Source organism: Streptomyces sp. NBC_00989, assembly GCF_045162655.1.
GTDB lineage: Bacteria > Actinomycetota > Actinomycetes > Streptomycetales > Streptomycetaceae > Streptomyces.
In genome coordinates this window covers 555,178-570,568 of sequence record NZ_CP108728.1, presented here as the reverse complement: position 1 = coordinate 570,568, position 15,391 = coordinate 555,178, and the positions used below count along the sequence as shown (strand labels likewise).

The 15,391-nt window shown below is 70.2% G+C and carries 12 protein-coding genes and 1 pseudogene; 2 read left to right on the top strand and 11 right to left on the bottom strand.

The genetic code is table 11. From position 1 onward, the window contains the following. Nucleotides 1–8 precede the first annotated feature (8 nt). The 4 genes and pseudogenes from OG714_RS02590 to OG714_RS02575 all read right to left on the bottom strand — a co-directional run bounded on the left by OG714_RS02590 (nt 9) and on the right by OG714_RS02575 (nt 3,716). Nucleotides 9–1,268, bottom strand: a complete 1,260-nt coding sequence (locus tag OG714_RS02590) for an NB-ARC domain-containing protein (protein ID WP_406118202.1) — start codon at nt 1,266–1,268, stop codon at nt 9–11. Further along, nucleotides 1,232–2,164, bottom strand: a complete 933-nt coding sequence (locus OG714_RS02585; RefSeq protein WP_406131698.1) for a bacterial transcriptional activator domain-containing protein — start codon at nt 2,162–2,164, stop codon at nt 1,232–1,234. The genes OG714_RS02590 and OG714_RS02585 overlap by 37 nt, the downstream gene beginning before the upstream one ends. A 50-nt stretch (nt 2,165–2,214) precedes the next feature. Further along, nucleotides 2,215–2,706: pseudogene (locus tag OG714_RS02580) on the bottom strand (sensor histidine kinase); the annotation flags it as partial. A 533-nt stretch (nt 2,707–3,239) separates the two neighbouring features. Further along, a complete protein-coding gene (locus OG714_RS02575; RefSeq protein WP_406118201.1) occupies nt 3,240–3,716 on the bottom strand; it encodes a hypothetical protein in 477 nt (158 codons plus the stop codon). 815 nt (nt 3,717–4,531) lie between these two features. Between OG714_RS02575 and OG714_RS02570 the strand changes: the two genes are divergently transcribed. Together OG714_RS02570 and OG714_RS02565 are read left to right on the top strand one after the other, a co-directional pair. After that, nucleotides 4,532–6,703, top strand: a complete 2,172-nt coding sequence (locus tag OG714_RS02570; protein WP_406118200.1) for an NEW3 domain-containing protein — start codon at nt 4,532–4,534, stop codon at nt 6,701–6,703. A gap of 439 nt (nt 6,704–7,142) precedes the next feature. After that, nucleotides 7,143–9,479: a glycosyl hydrolase family 95 catalytic domain-containing protein gene (locus OG714_RS02565; RefSeq protein ID WP_406118198.1), complete on the top strand. Its 2,337-nt coding sequence runs from the start codon at nt 7,143–7,145 to the stop codon at nt 9,477–9,479. Between the two features lie 218 nt (nt 9,480–9,697). Here the strand turns inward: OG714_RS02565 and OG714_RS02560 are convergent, their stop codons facing one another. The 7 genes from OG714_RS02560 to OG714_RS02530 form a co-directional block, all read right to left on the bottom strand. After that, the gene (locus OG714_RS02560) at nt 9,698–10,879 is read right to left on the bottom strand and encodes a GTP-binding protein (RefSeq protein WP_406118196.1); all 1,182 of its coding nucleotides are present in this window, start codon (nt 10,877–10,879) and stop codon (nt 9,698–9,700) included. A 5-nt stretch (nt 10,880–10,884) separates the two neighbouring features. Then, entirely contained in the window at nt 10,885–11,055 is a 171-nt protein-coding gene (gene rpmF, locus OG714_RS02555) for a 50S ribosomal protein L32 (RefSeq protein WP_093628134.1), read from the bottom strand. 92 nt (nt 11,056–11,147) lie between these two features. Continuing rightward, entirely contained in the window at nt 11,148–11,564 is a 417-nt protein-coding gene (locus tag OG714_RS02550) for a Fur family transcriptional regulator (protein WP_406118194.1), read from the bottom strand. Further along, complete coding sequence (locus OG714_RS02545) at nt 11,564–12,403, bottom strand: metal ABC transporter permease (protein WP_406118193.1); 840 nt, start codon at nt 12,401–12,403, stop codon at nt 11,564–11,566. Before OG714_RS02545 ends, OG714_RS02550 begins: the two co-directional genes overlap by 1 nt. Next, nucleotides 12,400–13,305, bottom strand: coding sequence for a metal ABC transporter permease (locus tag OG714_RS02540; protein ID WP_406118192.1), 906 nt, complete (start codon nt 13,303–13,305; stop codon nt 12,400–12,402). The genes OG714_RS02545 and OG714_RS02540 overlap by 4 nt, the downstream gene beginning before the upstream one ends. Then, entirely contained in the window at nt 13,302–14,213 is a 912-nt protein-coding gene (locus OG714_RS02535) for a metal ABC transporter ATP-binding protein (protein ID WP_406118190.1), read from the bottom strand. Before OG714_RS02535 ends, OG714_RS02540 begins: the two co-directional genes overlap by 4 nt. 5 nt (nt 14,214–14,218) lie before the next feature. After that, on the bottom strand, nt 14,219–15,181 hold the full coding sequence (locus OG714_RS02530; RefSeq protein WP_406118188.1) for a metal ABC transporter solute-binding protein, Zn/Mn family: 963 nt from the start codon (nt 15,179–15,181) through the stop codon (nt 14,219–14,221). Between the last annotated feature and the right edge of the window lie 210 nt (nt 15,182–15,391).

Below are 15,391 nucleotides of genomic sequence, written 5' to 3'. Positions count from 1 at the left end.
CGTAGGACTCACGACGGCATGAGCCCTAGTCCGGCGAGGAGTCGGGGACAGCGGCTTCCTGCGAAGAAACGCTCCAACGTCCAGGCGAACCGCCAGACATGGGAGTCGAAGCCCAGCCGGTCGGCCACCGCGACGACGTCGCCCAGTACCCGCCGCTCGGCCGTGTACCAGCTCAGCGCCGCCCCGTCGTCCGCGAACTCCACGGCCCCCGCGCCGGGTTGGGCCTCCGTGAGTGGGCTCGTGGTCCACGCGGGGGAGAAGCGGCGGCCGGCGGCGTGCGCGGTGTGCAGGTAGTGGTCGAGCAGCCGGTGCACGGCCGCGTCCCGGTCGGCGGCGGCATCCTCGGCCTCCGAGCGTTCCATGGCGTACGTACGCAGCAGGTCGTGGCAGGAGTAACGGCCCGGTGTGTGCTCGCTGAGCAGATGGGCGCGGGTGAGTTCGGCCAGCAGCGGGCGGACGTCCGCAGGAGCGACTCCGGCGCTCGCCGCGGCGCCCGGCAGCGCGACGTCCGGGCCCGGGTGCAGGGACAGCAGCCGCAGCAGCCGGGCCGCACCGGGACTCAGGGTGTGGTACGACCACGAGAACACCGCCCGTACGTCGCCGGCCGGGTCGGGGTCCGTGAACGCGTCGAGGCTTCCGTGGGCCTCGCGCAGTTCGGCCGCGATCGCGGCGAGCGGGAATCCGGGGTGGGCGGCGGCCCGGGTGGCCACCACGGCGAGAGCCAGCGGAAGTCCCGCGCAGCGGGCGACGATCTCGTCGACGGCCCGCGGCTCGGCGGACACGCGGCCGGCACCGAGCCGACGGGCGAGTGATTCCCGGGCCTCGGGCACCTTGAGCTGGGCCAGCACCAGAGGCCGGGCGGCTTCGACGGTGACCAGGCCGAAGAGGTGGTTCCGGCTGGTGACGACGACCAGGCAACCGGCGCTGCCGGGGAGCAGCGGGCGGACCTGATCGGCGTCTCGCGCGTTGTCCAGCAGGATCAGCGCGCGGCGCCCTGCCAGCAGGCTCCGGTAGAGGCCGGTCTGGGCGGCCTCGCCGACCGGTATCCGCTGAGCCGGTACGCCGAGCGCCTCCAGAAAACCGCGGAGGGCCTCGCCCGGGTCCTTGGTGGTTCCGCCCGGGTCGAAGCCGCGGAGGTTCACATACAACTGTCCGTCCGGGAAAGGGTGGGCGATCCGGGGCGCCCAGTGCACGGCCAGCGTGGTCTTGCCGATGCCGCCCATACCGCTGATCACGGCGATCCGGGTGACGGGAGCCGAGTTCGCCAACAGATCGACGACCTGGGCGAGTTCGGTCCGCCGACCGGCGAACGTACCGAGATCGGCGGGCAGTTGGGCCGGACGCGTGTAGGGGGCGGCGGCCCCGGAGCGCCGGTCCCGGGACGCGTCCGGTACGAGAAGCAGGGTGGCGGTCGCGGGGTGGTCCGCGGCTGCCGGGAGGCTCGTCGGTGCGGTCGGCTTGCCCGGTACGACGGGCCCGCCGGGCGGCGCGACACGCGTCGGTCGGACGTCCGCGTCGGCACGCTGCCTCCCGCGGTCCGCGGGCCCTCTGCCGATCGCGGGCTCGCCGCCCCCGACCGTGCCTCCGTCGCGTGCCGTGCGCGCACCTGCCCGGCGGGGCGCCGACGGTCCCGACCTGCCCGACGGCCCGTCCGCATCACTCCGTTGTCCGGGTATCCGAGCCGGTGTCCACCCGGGCAGGTCTCCGGAACGCTCCGGTCCGGCGGCCGGACGTCCCGGCGCGGACCGCGAGGAATCCGGTCTCCGGGACGCGAGGAGGTCCGTGCGGTGCTCGACGGGGCAGCGGCACCGCCGGGCGGGGCGAGCACGGAGGTGGTGTCGCGCAGCACCTCCGTCTGCGCGGCCCGCAGTTCGGCACCGGGCGGCACACCGAGCTCGGCATCGAGGCGGACCCGGACCCGCTGCCAGACGTCGAGCGCCTCCGCCCGCTGGCCGGTGGCCGCCAGGGCACGCACGAGCCGGGCCTGGAGCTGTTCGTCGAGCGGGTGCTCGCACGTCGTGCGGTGCAGCACCGTGAGCAGGCGGTCCGTGCCGCCGCCCGCCAGAGCCGCGTCGGCCGCCTCTTTGACGGCTGTCAGGTACTCACGCTCCAACGCGGTGAACACCAGGTGGTCCCGGGCCTCCAGCGGGATTCCGGTGGCCACCGGCCCCGTCCGCAGTGCCAGCGCCTCCAGGAACAGGGGCAGGGCCGCCTCCGCCGCCACTGCCCCGCGGTCCACGCGAGGAGCACGGCCAACAGATAGACCGTCACTCCCGCCGGGCCACCGCCTGCCCCGAACGCCAGCGGCGCAGGCAGGCACATCGCCGCGAGTGCCCGCACCGACACCCGCCGCGACCCGGTGGCGGACAGGGTGCACAACGCGACCTGCGCCGCGAGCAGAGCTCCCGTCAAGGACACCTCAGGCAACAAGACCCACACCGCGAGCCCCGTCGCCACGGTCACGGCCAGCACGGCGATCGGGGCGCGCACCTGCCATCTCAGGACGACGACCTGCGCGAGGACCAGAATCACGGCCGCAGGCAGCCGCCGGCCGTCCCCGGCGCCTGCGACAAGCACTGAGGTGGCGAGCACGGCGAGCACCAGACCGGCCGACCCCCACCACAGCGCCCGCACCGCCCGCGCCGACAGCTCGTCCCGTGGCTCCCCGGCGAACGCCTCGCCCGGCTGCCTGATGCTGTGGTCCACGCCCCGACCCTATCCAGCGAACGGGCTGTCCCCCGCGTCAGGCGTGCCCCCGACGCCGTCCCCTTCCAGGTCCGCGGGGGAGGGCGGATCCGGCGTCCCGACACCCACGGGCGCTGTGACGATTTTGTGGCGGACGCGTGTCCGTCCCTACGGCGAGGTCCCATCGGCCTTGCACTCTTCGCCGGATCAGGGTCGGTGACGAGGGGGGCGAGTCAAGGTCGTGGATGTCGGTGAGGAGACGCTCGTCGAGCGGGGGGAGTTGTACTGCTGCGGACGGCATGCCGTCCGCAGCAGTACGCGGCAGCTCAGGGAAGGAATCCTCCCGGGCCTCACCGATGTAGGGGCTGACCAGGCAACGCGGAACGGGCCACTGCTCGGTCGGCAGTCGATGGTGAAGGAAGGCCGCCGGATCCTGGCGCGGACCTTCGACCAGAACCGCCCGGTGGAGCGGCGTGCGGGAATTCGGGCGGTCCAGGTCGTCGGCTCCGTCGGTTCTTGCGGCGTCGGGAACGAATCACTCACTCACGGCAGGCTCAGCTGAAGACGAAGGGCCCGGGTGACTGCGCGGCGTTCGACGTACAGGTGACGGAGATGCCGAAGATGACCATCTTCAGCGAGCCCTTGTAGAAGTCCAGTTGGTCGCCCACGGCCACGGTGCCGGGAAGCGGACCGACGGTGACCGCGCCGCCTGCGGGTATGGCCGGGTTCACGGTGCCGCTGAACACCCGGTTCGCGCCGGTGGAGTTGGTCATGGTGAGCGTGGAGCTGATGGAGTTCGCCGACAGGGCGAGCGGCGTGGTGATGGCGGTGGAGCTGAGGGTGACGGTGGCTGAAGTACTGCTGACCTGGGTCGCGGTCAGCGTGGCCGTGCCGCCGCCGAAGATGCCGCAGGCGGCGGTGATGGTGGCGGAGCTCGGGGTGACGGCGGCGGACGCGGAGGGCGCGAAGGCCAGCGTCGTGGCGGCAATGACGCCGGCTGTGAGTGCCGCACCTGTGGTTAATCGGTTCATGGGGATCGTGTTCCCTTCCCGTTGGTGGGAGTGCCATGTGTGGGATGGCGACCCCGGGCCGGGTGGGTGCGGGCACACTGCGGGGGATCGAATCTGACAGTCCGTCAGCACTTGCGATCCCCATTGATACGCGAGCGACACGGAACGGTACAGCTGAAATCTGGCCGATTGTGTACGAGCGGCTGCGGATCGGATCAGTGGCGAGGGTTGCCCGGCCGTACGGGATCGCGTGCCCCTGTCCCGAACCAGCCTCACGGTCACTGCAGTTGGAGTTCCATGTCGTTGCGGGTGCGACGAGGGCGAAGCCCGGCGACTGGCCCGCGAACCTGGACGTGTCCCGGGACGGGGATCGTCCGAAGTCCTGACGGCGCCTGCCCGTGGCGGGGCAGTTCGTGTTCTCCCGGAGCGTGATGTCGTTCGCGTTGTCCTGGCTGCTGATGTCGTGACCCCGTTTCGCCGACGTTTCCAGCGCGGGCCTGCGTCGGTGGTGGCGGGTGCCGGGTCGGCGGGATGGCGGCGACGCGAGCCGCGTGGTGTGCGAAGTGAGCCCGCCGGACGTTTCTTAGTGATTCATCGGATGAATGTGTTGACGTGGCAGTGGATCGCGCATAGAACATGTGCCGTTCGACCGGTAAGGACAAGGCAAGTTGCCGTTGGCCACGCTGAGGAGCCGTTCGATGTATGCGAGATTGATCAGATGTCTGCTGTCTCTACTGCTTCTCCTCGGGCTTGCGGCGGGAACATCGCCCGCGGTGGCCGCGCCTCCACCCGCGGCCCCGACGGACTTAGCCGCGCCCCTCTCGTCCACACCGCCCATGGGCTGGAGCAGCTGGAGCGCGCTGCGCGAGGGCAGTGGCCTGACCCAGGACGGGATCAAGGCTCAGGCGCGGGTCATGCGCGACAAGTTGTGGCGGTACGGCTACCGCTACATCAACATCGACGCCGGCTGGTCCGACCACCTGGACGCCTATGGGCGAAGCGCCTGGGACACCGCTCGCTTTCCCGACGGAATCCCCGCTCTCGCCGCGTATCTGCACCGCCTGGGGCTCAAGTTCGGCATCTATCTCACGCCGGGCATCCCCATCGAGGCGTATCAGGAGAACCTGCCGGTCCAGGGCACCGCGTACCACATGCAGGACATCGCGGACCCGACACAGCCCGGCAACACCCACAACGACTCCTACCGCATCGACTTCGGCAAGCCTGGCGCAGCGGAGTATGTGCAGAGCTATGCCGACCTGTTCGCCTCCTGGGGCGTCGACTACATCAAGATGGACTTCGTCGGCCCTGGCGGCGGCCTCGTCCCCGCCGACAACCGTCCCGAGATGCGGGCGTGGCACCAGGCGATCGTCGCCACCGGCCGTCCGATGCACCTGGAGCTCTCCAACTCGCTCAGCATCGCCGACGCCGCCACCTGGCAGGCCACCAGCAACGGCTGGCGCACCGGCGGCGACATCGAGTGCTATTGCGGCGTCAACGGATCCAGTACCCCGTTGACCAGTTGGCAGCGGACGTCGGCCCGGTTCGACCAGGTCGCGGCCTGGCAACCGTTCGGCGGCTCCGGCGCGTTCAACGACTACGACTCGATCGAGGTCGGCAACGGCAGCGACGGCGGGCTGACCCCCGACGAGCGGCAGACCCAGCTGAGCCTGTGGTCGCTGGCCTCCTCCCCACTGCTCCTGGGCACGGACCTGACCAGGCTCGACGCCGCCGATCTGAGGCTGCTGGCGAATCGTGACGTGATCGCCGTGGACCAGGACACCGTCAATGCCTCTCGGGTGAGCAGGAGCGCGACCGCGCAGGTCTTCGCGAAAACGGAGCCGAACGGCGATGTGATCCTGGGGCTGTTCAACACCGGGTCCGTCGCCCAGACCGTCTCCATCGCCGCGGCCACGGCCGGCCTGCCCGCGTCCTCCTCGTACCGCCTCGACAACCTGTGGACGCACGAGGTCACCCGCTCCTCCGGCGCCACCGTCGCCGCCTCGGTCCCCGTGCACGGCGCGGCGCTGTTCCGTGTACGTCCGTGGGCCGCGGGCAAGGCGCCGGGGCGCCCGCAGGCCGGCCTCACCGTGACCGCCCCCGGCACCCTGGGGACCGGCCAACAGGCCACTGTCGACGCGGACTTCACCAACTGGGGCAGCGTCGCCGCGACCGGTGTCCACGTGGCCCTGCCCGTCCCGAGGGGCTGGACAGCCACCCCCGTCTCGCCCACCTCCTTCGCCGCCGTCGCGCCCGGCGTGACCGTCCGCGCCACCTACCGCGTCACGCCACCGGCGTCCATCACCCAGCTCTTCCCGACGGTCCGGCTCGACGCCTTCGCCCACTTCCGCTGGAACAACCGCACCGGCACCGGGGCACGGGCCTCCGGCTCGGCCGCCGGGCACACGTCCGTTCTGCTCGACGCTCCCGTTCGGGCCCCGTTCCACACCTTTTCCTCTTCGCCGGAGCCCGCGGACTTCTCACAGGTCGGTTCAGCCCTCGGCATTCGCGCGGCCGGCGCCGGCGCCTACGGACCGAAGAACGAGTACGGCGCGCTCTATGTCCCCGGCGCGGAACACGACGGATCCGTCACGACGGTTCGTGTCACCTGGCAGCGGTACCAGAACTCCGGGGCCAAGACCGGAATCATGGTGCGCAACGACATCACCGGCGCGAGCAACTCGCCCGGCTTCGTGACCGTGGGAGTGAGCGCCAAGAAGGGCTACTTCATGCAGTGGGACGCCGACGGCGACGGGTGGCTCGACGCCGGCACCGCACCCAACGGCTCCGGCGTCGGCAAGCCCGTCCTGCCCAGTTGGATCCGGCTGGTCCGCTCTGGCACCACCTTCACCGGCTACTACTCCACCGACAGCACCAACTGGACCCGCCTGAGTACCGCGGACGTTCCCTCCGCCGCCCGTACCCAGGACGTCGGCCTTTTCGGCACCGCGGCCAACCCGGGCTACCCGAGCGAAGACGAGTTCACCGACTTCACGACCAGCGGCTGACGGTCTGTACGCGCTGTCGTGGGAGACAGACGTCCGATGCGGTGATCAGTCAAGCGGTGTCGGCGAGTTCGTCGCCGTTCGTGTCGTCGGACCGGTCACTTCGTCCCGTATCGGAGGCTGCGGAAGCGTGCCTCGGCACGGCCGGAACCGTGGTCGTACACGCCGTTCCTGAAGTAGCGGGCGGGACCCGGGTCGCGTTCCTCGCCGCTCATTCCGTGTTCGGCCCACGGCTGACCTCCAACGGCAGCCGCAATACATCGGAGGAGTCAAGGACTTGGGGTGCGATGGTGGATGTGCGCGGCTCTTCCCAAGTAGCCGAAAATGAAGGGTTGTTCGGCATGAAGGGCTATTGGTTGCGGTCATTGACAGGCGCCCGAGGCGTGCCTAGGTTCCTCGATACACCCGATGTATCACTGACCGTCAGTTCTGGAGGACGATGATGACCTCGCAGCCGGGGAACCACTCGCCGTTGCCCCGCAGGGTCTTACTCGGCACCGCGCTGGGAGGAGCCGCGGCCGCGGCCCTGCCCGGTGGGACGGCCCACGCCGACGAGTCCGTACGGGCGGAGGGGGCGGCCGACGTTCTTCCGGCGGCCCGGGCCGGCAGAAGCCCCTGGAAACTCCGTGACACCATGCGCGCCGACGGTGCCTGGGAAAAATTTCTGCGGGGCCAGGATCTGTTGTGGAGCAGACTGCCCACCCTCTGGCACGAGGGGCCGTTCCTGGGGGACGGCCAGCTCGGCAGCATGGTGTACCAGGAGCCGGGAGCCAACCAGCTCCGCTTCACCATCCAGCACGGCCGGGTACAGGACCATCGGCCCGAGTTCGGCAGCGGCTGGGGAACCTGTCGCCTGCCGGTCGGCCACCTCACCCTCGAACCGGTCGGCACCATCACCTCCGTCGACTGGCGCCTGAGCCTGTGGAACGCCGAGCTCACCGGTACCGTCACCACCACCGCGGGCACGCTCGTCCTCTCCGCTCTCATCCACGGCGAGGTCTTCGCCGCCCGTGTGACGGCCGGCGGCGATGAACGGGTCACCTGGACGTTCCACCCCGAAGAAGCACTCAGCCCCCGGCGCATCAGCGAGGCTCCGCCCGCCGGCTACACCGTCAACCCGCCCTGGACCACCCGGACTTCAGCCGACGGCACCGAGCAGGTGCTCCAGCCCCTCACCGGCGGCCAGACCGCCACCGCCTACCGCCGCACCGGCCACGACCTGCTGCTCAGCGTCGGACACAGCTCGCCCTCCGAGACCGCCGCCGCAGCCGATTCGCTGCGCAATCTCCGGCGCGCGGCCTCGTACAGCGCCCTCAGACGACGGCACACCCAGTGGTGGCACGCGTTCTACCGCAAGAGCTTCGTCTCGTTCCCCGACCAGCGCCTGCAGAGCTTCCACTGGATCCAGCTCTACAAGATCGCCTCCGCCAGCCGCGCCGGCGGCCCCGTCATGGCCACCTCCGGGCCGTGGCTGGAGCCCACGCCCTGGCCCGCGGTCTGGTGGAACCTCAACGTCCAGCTGGAGTACTGGCTCATCCACGGCTTCAACCACCCCGAGCTGGACTCGCTCGCCACCACGCTGCGCCAGAACCAGGAGCAGCTCGCGGCCAACGTGCCCACCGCCTACCGGGCGGACAGCTCCGGCATCGGCCGCAGCTCCGACATGTTCGCCAACCGCGAAGTGGGCCGACCGGGAACGGGCGCCGAGACCGGCGACCTCACCTGGGCGCTGCACAACGTGTGGCTGTCCTACCGGCACTCCATGGACAAGGGACTGCTGCGCGACACGATCTATCCCGTGCTGCGCCGGGCGATCAACTACTACCTGCACTTCCTCACCCCGGGCAGCGACGGCAGACTCCACCTGCCCAGCACGCTCTCGCCCGAATACCCCGTCGTACCGCCACAGGACACCAACTACGACCTGGCCCTGATCCGCTGGGGCTGCCAGACGCTCATCGAGTCCGCCGAACTGCTCGCGGTCGACGACGAGTTGATCCCACAGTGGCAGGGGGTGCTGGCCAGGCTCACGCCGTACCCGGTCGACGACAACGGCTTCATGATCGGCGCCGACACCCCGTACGCGCAGTCCCACCGGCACTACTCGCACCTGCTGATGGTGTATCCGCTGTATCTGGTGAACTGGGACCAGCCCGGCAGCCGCGACCTGATCGCGAAGTCGGTGACCCACTGGCACGCGCTGACCGGCGCCCACCGGGGTTACAGCTACACCGGGGCCGCCTCCATGTACGCGATGACCGGCGACGGAGACACCGCGATCACATACCTGCGGAAGTTCTTCGATCCCACCACGCGCTACCCCTGCCGTGCCAACACGCACTACACCGAGGCCGGTCCGGTCATCGAGACGCCGCTGTCCGCCTCGCAGTCCCTGCACGACATGTTCTGCCAGAGCTGGGGCGGCGTGATCCGTGTCTTCCCGGCCGTCCCGTCCTCCTGGGCGGACGTCACCCTGCACGACTTCCGCACCCAGGGCGCCTTCCTGGTCAGCGCCGTGCGAAAGGCCGGGGTGACCCGGTTCATCAGGATCAGAAGCCTGGCGGGCGAGCCGCTCAAGCTCCGGCACGGCCTCACCGGGACCCTCACCGTGCTGCTGGACGACGGCACACCCGCACACACCCACGATCTGGGCGACGGCACCCTCGCCATCGACCTTCCCCGAGGCCGTGAGGTGCTCGTCCACGCCGGTTCCCGTCCCGACCTCGTCATCGCACCCGTCGCCGTCAGCAAGCCGGGGCCGGCCTGGGGCCTGCCGTAGCGGAGCCGGGCGACACGCTTCCTCACATCGCCGGTGAGGGTCTGATGGTCAGTCAGTTCAGCGAGGACACAGGGCCGTTGCCCTTCGCCACGACGTACCGGTCGTGCGACCCGGAGACTGCGTGATCGAGGGGATTCGTGCCGCTTCTCCGCCGCCCTATCGGAGCGGTGCCGGCCCGGGCGGTGCCGTGGCTGCGTTCACCGCCCGGCCCGGGGTTTTCAGGCGCCCGCTACGAGTGCGGGGTGTTCGTGTTCGCAGGTGTCGTCGATGCCGTAGGTGTCCCAGGCGGGGAACGGGTCGGCGGGTGGGAGGCTGTCGGTGTCGGTCATGAGGCAGTTGGTCAGTGCGGCGTGCAGTGTGTTCGGGTGCAGGTGTGTGCCGATGAAGACCAGTTCCTGGCCGTCGGGGCTGTCGGTGTCGTGCGCGGCGGAGGGTTCGAAGCGGGCTACGGAGCCGGCCTGGGACCACAGGCCCGTCACCCGCGGGCGGCTGGCCAGCGTGAAGAAGCCCTTGGAACGCAGGATCTGCCCGTACGTGCCGCTGTCGAGTTCCTCGGTCACGAACGTCCACAACCGGCCGGGATGGAAGGGCAGTTCGGAGCGGAAGACGGTTGAGGAGATGCCGTACTCCTCGGTCTCGGGGATGTGGTCGCCGTTGAGCTCCCGCACCCAGCCGGGGGCCTGTTGGGCGCGTTCCAGGTCGAAGAGCCCGGTGCCCAGTACCTCACCGACCTTCACGCGGCCGTGGACGGCCGGGATGACGCGTGCGGCCGGATTGAGGCGAGTGAGGGTCGCCCACAGGCGGTCCGCCAACTCCTCGTCGACGAGGTCGAGTTTGTTGAGGATGATGACGTCGGCGAACTCGATCTGGTCCATGAGCAGGTCGCTGACGGTGCGTTCGTCGTCCTCGTACTGGTCCAGGCCGCGTTCGACGAGTTCGTCGCCGCTGGTCAGCTCGGGCAGGAAGTTGGCGGCGTCGACGACGGTGACCATGGTGTCCAGGCGGGCGATCTCCCCGAGGGTGGCGCCGTCGTCGCGGGCGAAGGCGAAGGTTGCGGCCACAGGCATGGGTTCTGAGATGCCGGACGACTCGATGAGCAGGTAGTCGAAGCGGCCCTCGCGGGCCAGCCGGTCGATCTCCTCCAGCAGGTCGTCGCGCAGGGTGCAGCAGATACAGCCGTTGGTCATCTCGACCAGACGTTCCTCGGTGCGGGACAGGGCCGCCTCGCCGCCGCGCACGAGTGCGGCGTCGATGTTGACCTCGCTCATGTCGTTGACGATCACGGCGACGCGCAGGCCCTCGCGGTTGCCGAGAACGTGGTTGAGGAGGGTGGTCTTGCCCGCCCCGAGGAATCCGGACAGGACGGTTACGGGCAGTCGGTCGTGAGAGCCGTAGGACATGAAGGTCAGCCCTCGGGGCGAAGCAGCCCGCGCTCGTACGCCTTCGCCAACCGCTGGGGCACCAGGTACGGGACGCCGTCGATGGTGATCGGTACGAGCGTCGGCGTGGTCGCCTTCCACTGGGCGCGGCGGTGACGGGTGTTGCTGCGGGACATCTTCCGCTTGGGAACGGCCATGGGATCCTCCTGGACGACTGCCGGTACGTTGCAGCAAAGCTATATGAAAATGGATACCGTTATCAACTGGGGGCGGTAATCCGCACGCCGGTCTACGGCGTGCGGCACTGCGGGCAGAGGCCGGTGAGTTCGACAGTGTGCTCGACCTGCGCGAAGCCGGACGTGCAGGCGACGTGTTCGGCCCAGGTCTCGACCGCCGCGGAGTCGACAGGAGTGCTCAACCCGCAGGCGCGGCACAGCAGATAGTGCTGGTGCTCGGGGGACGGGCGGTGACGGAAGAGGCGTTCACCACCCCGGTCGCGTACGACGTCGGCGCGGCCGGCGTCCACGAGGGCGGCCAGGGTGCGGTAGACGGTGTTGAGGCCCACGCGCGCGCCGCGAACCTTCAGTACGTCGTGCAGGGCGCGGGCACCGATGAAGCCGCCGTGGTCGATCAACGCCCGTACGACGCTGGTGCGTTGGGCGGTGCGGCGGCCGATGAGGTCAAGGTCGTCGGCCGGTGCGCTCATCACGCCTCCGCGAGAGCGGCATGGGCGTGGGGTCGACGTACGGCGATGAGCGCGGCCGCGTAGACGGTGGTGGCGACGGCCATGATGGCGAAGCTGGGAGGCAGTTGGGGGATGTAGTAACTCAGGGCGAGGCCCATCCACATCTCCGCCACCGCGAGTCCCGCGGACAGGGCGAGGGCATGGTAGGGCCGGTCGGTGAACCGTTGCGCGGCGCCGGCGGGCGCGGCGAGCAGACCGAGCAGCAGCAGCGAGCCGACCGCCTGAGCGGCCTCGGCCGCGCAGACGCCGACCAGGATCAGGAAGACGAGACCCAGCATCCGTACGGGTACTCGGCGGGCAGTCGCCACCGCCTCGTCGACGGAGGCGAACAACAGCGGGCGGGCGACGGCGAGCACGGCGAGGCAGACGACGCCCGCGATGACGGCCGCCAGTTCGGCCTGCCCGCCGGAGAGGCCGAAGATCGATCCGAAGAGGACGTTCACCCCGGCGGTGCCGTTCGCCGCGTTTCGGGACGTCGTGTAGAGGGTGAGGAAGAAGACGCCCAGGCCCAGGATCCAGGAGAAGAGACTGCCGATGGCGACGTCGTCGGCGCGGCTGCGGCGGCCCAGCGCGCCGAGCAGCACCGCGAACAGCACGGTGGCCGCGAACAGTCCCAGCCGCAGGTCGTAGCCCAGCGCGAGGGCTGCGAGCGCCCCGGTGAAGGCGACGTGACTGAGTGCGTCGCCGGTGAAGACCTGGGCGCGCAGCACCAGGAAGTAGCCCACGAGACCGGCCGCCAGGGCGATCGCGGTGCCGGCCAGCAGCGCGTGCACGAAGTAGGGGTGGGTGAAGGCGCTCATGCGAGAGCACCTGCTTCCACCGTGCGGTGCCTGCCGAAGGCCGCGGCAGCGGTGCGGCCCGTGCGGGCCAGGACGTAGACGGCGAAGGCGAAGGTCGTCACGTAGAAACCGATCGGGTACGGCGAGTAGTAGGCGGCGATCAGCCCGGTCCAGGTCACCGCGAGTGCGATGAGCACCGACAGCGCCAGGCTCGCGGCGGGCCGTGCGGTGAGCTGTTGTGCGGCTGCGGCGGGCATCACCAGCAGCGCGAACACCAGCAGCGTGCCGGTGATCTGACTTGCCTCGGCGGTTGCCGCCCCGAGCAGGACGAGGAAGACCACTGACAGGGCCCGCACCGGCACCCCGCGTCCGGTGGCGACGTTCTCGTCGACGGAGGCGAACAGCAGCGGCCGTCCGATGACCGCCAGCACGCAGAGCGCGACCGCTGCGACGATCGCCAGCACGGCCACCTGGACGGTGGTGATGCCCAGGAAGCTGCCGAACAACAGGGAGTTGACCCCACCGAGGAAGCCCTTGTAGAGGGCGACGAAGAGGAACCCGCAGGCCAGCAGGAACGCCTGGACGGTGCCGGTCAGCGCCGCCTCCTGGCCGCTGCCGCCCTGTCCGGAGCGCGGGATGGCGGCGATCACCAGGGCGCCTCCGATACAGAACGCGAAGTATCCGAAGCTCGCGCTGATGCCGAGCAGCGTCGCGCAGGCGGCGCCGGGAAAACTGACCACGGCCAGGGTGTGCCCGGCGAAGCTCTGCCGCCGCAGCACCATGAACCACCCCGCCACGGCGGCCAGCACGGCCACGACCGTACCGGCCCGGAAGGCGTTGACCATGAAGGGGAACGCCCAGATCTGCTGGAGGTCGGTCAGCGGGTTCCACGACCAACTGGCGCTTGTATCGGCCCAGTTCACGGCCCGCCTCCCTCGGCGTGCCGGTCGGTGTGGGCGGCGGGCGCCTCGGGATGGCCGACGACCACCAGCCTTCCGTCGCTGGTGCGGAGCACCTCCACCGGCACGCCGTACAGCCGTGACAGCGTCTCGGTGGTGATGACCTCCCGCGGGGGGCCCGCGACCGCACCGCCCTCGGCGATGTACACCACCCGGTCCAGCCAGGTGAGGATGGGATTCACGTCGTGCGCCACCAGGACGACGCTGACGCCGGACTCCCGGCAGATCCGCCCGATCAGCGCGGCGACCGCACCCTGATGGGACAGGTCGAGGCTGTCCAACGGCTCGTCCAGGAGCAGCAGTTCGGGGTCGCGCACGAGTGCCTGGGCTATGAGCAGCCGCTGCTGCTCGCCGCCGGAGCACTCGCCGATCGGCCGGTGCGCGTACGCGCTCGCCCCGACCAGGTCGACGACCTCGGCGATACGGTTCCGGGCCGCCCGGCGCCGGGCGCTGAACCGGACGGGCACCGGCAGCGGTGCGCCCCAGCGGTCGCCGTCCAGTCCGAGCCGCACGATATCGGTGCCGCGGATGCGCAGACTCGCGTCGAAGCTGCGGCGCTGCGGCAGGTAGCCGACGCGGTGGCCGGCCCTGCCGGGTGCTTCGCCCAGCACCCTGACCTCGCCTGCCGCCGGAGGCAGGATGCCGAGCAGCATCTTGACCAGGGTCGACTTGCCGACCCCATTGGGACCGAGGACGGCGACGAACTCACCGGCGCCGACCTCCAGATCGACACCCGACCACAGGGTCCGGCCCCCGACGCGCACACCGGCGCCGCGCAACGACACGACGGGGGAGCGCGGTGGCTGTGGTGCGGCCGGTTGCGCGGGGAGCCGGTGCCGGGGCAGGTGGCCCGACGGGGTGGCCGGATTCACCGTGCTCACCTGCCCGTTGCCTGCCCCAGGGCCTTCTCGAGGCCCTGCAACTGGCGCACCTGCCACGCCTGGAAGGACGCTCCCGCGGGGGTGAGGGTCTCGGTCACGGTCGCGACCGGGATGCCCTCGGCCTTGGCCGCCTCGACCTGGGCCTGTACGTCAGGGGTGGCGTTCTGGCTGTTGTAGACGTAGACCTTGATCAGCTTCTCGCTGATCTGCCGGTCGATCGTCTGCTTGTCCTTGGCCGTCGGGTCGGTGCCCTCGCTGATGGCGTCCAGGAAGGACTCGGGCGTGAGCATCTTCAGGCCCAGCCCCTCGGCGAGCGGGGTCACGATCGACTCCGAGGCGCCGACCGGGGTGTTCGCGTACCTGGCTTTGATGTCGGCGATCAGCTTGTTGTAGGGCGCCAGAGTCTTGGTCTCGAAGGTCGTCTTCCGGGCGTCGAAGTACGCGGCGTCGGCCGGGTCGAGCTTCTTGTAGTCGGCGGTGATCTTCTCGATGACCTGGTGGACGTTGTCCGGCGAGTACCAGCGGTGCGGGTTGCCGCCCGGCTTGATGCCCACCAGGTCACCGACCTTCAGATCGGTACGGCCGCTCTCCGGATTGGCGGACAGCAACTTGTCCGCCCAGGCGTCGTAGCCGATGCCGTTGACGATCGTGTACTGGGCGCCCGCCACCAGCCGGCCGTCGGCCGCGGTCGGCTCGTAGTCGTGCGGATCGGCGTTCGGGTTGTTGATGATGCTCTTGACCTGCACGTGAGTGCCGCCGAGTTGGGTGGCGATGCTGCCCCAGAAGTTCTCCGCCGCGACGACCTTGATGGTCCCGCCGACCGTCGTCGAGCCCGCCTTGGCGGTGTTCGAGGAGGAGGCGGTGGAGCAGCCGCTGATGGCGGCCAGCGCCGCGCCGGCAGCCAGGCCGCCGGCGATCAGGCGGGCGGGGCGGGATATCGGAATGCCGGCAGTACGCACGACGCGGTCTCCTAGACGGGCTGATGGGCCTGGCGCATGGGGGCGCGGCTCGGTGGAGGGGAACGTCTGCGACCCTAGATGAAAACGATTGTCACCACTACGTCCGACCTATGCGGAATGACAATCATTACTGAAGCTTGACGCCCGCCTCGATGTGGCGAGCTCCACCGTCTGTCGCCCGTCTTGGGGGAGGGGTCACCGCTTCGTCTG